The organism is Companilactobacillus futsaii JCM 17355, from assembly GCF_001435505.1.
Lineage (GTDB): Bacteria > Bacillota > Bacilli > Lactobacillales > Lactobacillaceae > Companilactobacillus > Companilactobacillus futsaii.
Map to the genome: position 1 here is coordinate 1 of NZ_AZDO01000067.1, position 329 is coordinate 329.

At 35.9% G+C, this 329-nt stretch carries 1 protein-coding gene; it reads right to left on the reverse strand.

What is annotated here, in order from left to right; genetic code table 11:
- The coding region (locus FC88_RS05860) for an IS30 family transposase (RefSeq protein WP_157060434.1) at positions 1 to 329 on the reverse strand (329 nt) is incomplete at both ends.

Sequence of the window (329 nt, forward strand, 5' to 3'; positions counted from 1 at the left end):
CTCCTTACAATTGTCATACGACTGAATCTTTCAGAAACTGTGGCTATAGCTTGTCCTTTTGTCTTACCAGATAAGATTGTATCAGCCTCGTAATGACCGAAGGTCTTACGGCTATCCACTTCTGATGGTCTTTCTTCGATGGAGCGACCATTCGAATACTTTCCACGAGTTTCTTTTTTCCTTTTACGCCGAATTCCCTTATCTGGTAAATCATTGTAGGACAAATCTAATAAACCACTGTTAAACCAATTGTAAAGAGTCTTAGTAGATATAGATAAAATGTGAGCTATTATTTCAAATGACCAATGATTAAACTTTAATTTTTGAAC